Origin of the sequence: Bartonella sp. AP3QHHD (genome assembly GCF_042195765.1) — a bacterium.
GTDB lineage: Bacteria > Pseudomonadota > Alphaproteobacteria > Rhizobiales > Rhizobiaceae > Bartonella.
Map to the genome: position 1 here is coordinate 1 of NZ_JBHIPC010000092.1, position 3444 is coordinate 3444.

The 3444-nt window shown below is 40.1% G+C and carries 4 pseudogenes; 2 read left to right on the top strand and 2 right to left on the bottom strand.

Annotated elements, in window-relative coordinates:
* Both ACFIL7_RS08025 and ACFIL7_RS08030 read right to left on the bottom strand, forming a co-directional pair.
* Positions 1 to 126 (bottom strand): annotated as a pseudogene (locus ACFIL7_RS08025) (phage tail protein); the annotation flags it as partial.
* Positions 127 to 943: 817 nt separating this feature from the next.
* A pseudogene (locus ACFIL7_RS08030) lies at positions 944 to 1441 on the bottom strand (phage tail protein); the annotation flags it as partial.
* Here ACFIL7_RS08030 and ACFIL7_RS08035 point away from each other — a divergent pair.
* Positions 1438 to 1588: pseudogene (locus tag ACFIL7_RS08035) on the top strand (transcriptional regulator); the annotation flags it as partial. The pseudogenes ACFIL7_RS08030 and ACFIL7_RS08035 overlap by 4 nt on opposite strands.
* A gap of 841 nt (positions 1589 to 2429) precedes the next feature.
* Positions 2430 to 3444: pseudogene (locus ACFIL7_RS08040) on the top strand (hypothetical protein); the annotation flags it as partial.

Genomic DNA, 3444 nt, shown 5'->3' on the forward strand with positions numbered 1-3444 from the left:
ACTGGGTGCCTTGCCAAAACGCTCCATACAAACCCATGAAGCAGAAAACTCTTCTTCAAAGGATTGGAAATTCAGCCAGTCCACATAAAATTGATGCGGTCCTAACATCATCAAAGGATCTCTCATAGACGCCCTCCCCTCATTCTGTCCCGCCATGCAGAGCATTAGCACGTGCCCGTTGCAAAGCATGGGCAACCGCACGACCAGTGGCCATGGGTTCACGCGCCCCATTAACATGCACTGTGACATTTTGATTGTGTGTGATGGGGGAACGGTCTTTGTCTCTTTGTTCTCTCACAGAGTAATTGGCATGCCCCGCCCCCGCAAATTGTGCAATCGGTTGAATGGCTGTTTTGCCTCCCAAAAAACTTGGCAAAAACTCTCTTACATCAATGGAACCAATCCACCCCTTAATGCGGCTAGGCAAAGATTTACAAAAATCCATCAATTGTGAGATAGACGACATAAAGCCATCGACAATCGAATTAGCCAGATCTTCGCCCGCTTGTTCCATACCAGCCTTGGCACTCTCCGAGAGCTTTTCCTGTGTAAAAAAACTCTTCAACCATTGCCAAAAGTTGGAAAGGCTTTGTTTAACGCCCTCCCACAAACCTTCAAAGCTTTGAACAACAGCGCCAAGCCCTTGTTTGAACTTTTGCCAAGTTTGAGAGAAATCAAAAGCAGCAGCAATGATGTTTTTCCATTTGGTGATGGTGGTGGGTTCAGCACCAAAAAAGCGCATGACGGCTTCAAAGGCACGACTAAAAGCGTGTGCTATTCCCCGTGCAAAACCTTTGACAAAAGAAGAGAAACGGTCCCAGTATTTCCACAAAGCAAAACCAGCAGCCAGTATGACCGCCACAACAGCAGCAACCACAGCCCCTATTGGGGTAAAAATACCCCCACAACAGAGGAAATACCCACCCCAACCACTTCGATCACTGTCCCGATCCAACCAAAGATACTCACCAATGCTGCACCTGAAACCGCAACCCCTCGAAATGCTGCCATGAGTAAAGTCATCGGGTGAAAAAGACGCAGCGCGCTCCCACCAAGCCCTGCCATCGGCTGCACGGGTGCGCACCACATTGACAAAGCGCCACAATGGGTCACTGGAGGTGGTGTGGTTGCCCCATAAAATACGTCCATTGGCGACAATTTTTCCATGGGCATTTTGGCTAAGCCGTGCTGGAATAAAGGTAGCAATATCGGCTTGGTTAAGGCGATTTGCTTCATGATCGATTTCCCCATCAAAATAGCTAATGGGGCGCGCTGTTCCTAAAATGCCTTTGACATCTTGGTTGGAGGGAAACCAAAAAACACCGCCCCTTTGCTTGTCGCGTTTGATAAACATGGCGGCAGCAAAGGGACTTGCCGGTTTAACACTCCAACCACCATCACTATTTGCCACCCAGACAAAGGAATCAATCAGGTAACAAAAATGCAACAATTAAACTTCCCCCTGAAGATATAGCGGAACTCGTAGCAGAGCTTGATAAAAAGTTACAAGAGCTTGTTCAAAACATCAAAGACAGAGAAGAAATAGAGCTTACCTTGCCTCTTTTTAAAATTGCATTTAAAACGTTAAATAGAGGTTGGAAAAGCACTCAAGAACTACACAAATCCAACCTAACCATCATTATACAATGGAAAATGAAGGTGCATTTCTCCTTACATTAAGATTTTTAATAACACTTTGTTTTTAACATATTATATCTTTTTTTGCTTTTTGGGCTGATTTTGGAGCGAACTTCACAATTTATAGATTTTTTTCAAAGGGGCTTAAAAGGCGGTATTCTAGGCTTTCACAGAGTTTTTTTAAATATTCAAAGCCTTTTCCTATTTTCCATTGAATCACAGTTTTTTCTCATTTTCACTCTTTTTTAGATGTCAAAATCCATTTTGATAAAACGCGCATTTAATGGTGAAAATTAGTCATAAAAAATCATAAATTTCCACCTATTCCCACTTAAAAAAACTCCTGTCAAACGACAAACTTTCTTTTTTGTATATCCACAGCAGCATGGATACTGCTATTCTTTATTGCTCATTTCCTCTCTTCTTGTTTCTTTTTTCTAATATTTTTTCCATTCTTTTTTCTTTTTATAACTCAATAAAGTTTATCTCTAAACAATGCACAATAATAACACTATGATCTAAAATCAAATAAATATAAATAATTTTTAATATTATAAAATAATTTATATTTATTTCATAATGAATAATATTCAAAACATTATGTATTTTTATAAAAAATATTTTTCTACTTTACATAAAAATAAAAACAATCTATTGGTCCCCAAAGTAGAAAACCATTCATTTGATATCCTTCTTGTAAGCGGGGAAGGAATGCGTGGGGCTTATAAGTTAAGGAAAATATCTAAATGTTTAAAAAATCTCTTTTATCCGGCACAGCTGCCGTAGCTATCATGCTGTTTAGCACTCATTTCAGCGCATATGCGACAGTCCTCAGTGCTACAAGTAATGAAGAAGTAAAAGATGTCTCCGACGACGCATCCGAAAAAAACTATGATGCGATTAAGGCAACAAATAGTGGAAAAATCATTGGCAAGGATATAAAAGTAACCGCTCCTGAATCTGAAAAAACTGGTGTAACATCTACAGATCTTGGTAGCGAAATTACGTTAAAAGGCACAACAACCATTGAAAAAGCTGTGGATGGGATCCTAGCAAAAACAGGTGGTAAAATCACCAGCGAAGATTTAAAAATAAAAGGAGACGATACAGGAACAGGTGTAACAACCACAGATCCTGATAGTACAGTTGAATTAACAGGCACAACAACCATTGAAAAAGTTGCAAACGGATTTCGGGTAAATAAGGGCAGTAAAGTCACTGCAAAAAATGTAACGATAATCCTTCCTGAAGCTAAAGAAGACAGCATTGGTATACTCGTCGATGGTGCTAATAGCGTGATTGAATTAACGGGTCAAACAACCATTAAAGACATTGCTGGCAGCGGTCTTAGGGCAACAACTGGTGGCAAACTCGTTAGTAAAGATTTAACAATAACGGGCTCTCAGAACGAAAAAAATACCAATAGCACCGGTATAGCAGCCTACTTGCCAAATACTATGATTGAATTAACAGGCAAAACAACCATTGAAAATATGGTAACTGGGCTTTATACAGCAGTTGGTAGCAAAATCGTTAGCGAAAATTTGACAATAACCGGCTCTGAAACTGAAAAAAAGAGTACTGGTGCAAAAGCTGACAACAACAGCGTCATTACATTAAAAGGCACAACAACCATTGAAAAAGTTGCAAACGGCCTTGATATACAAAATGCAGCTACAGTCAAGATGACCGATGGTTCCATTACAGCATCTCAAATAGGTGCCTTTTTCAACGCTAGCGGAAATGATGAAAATAAAAACACGCTGGACAATGTAAAAATATCGAGCAGCAAAGATGACGCCTTGA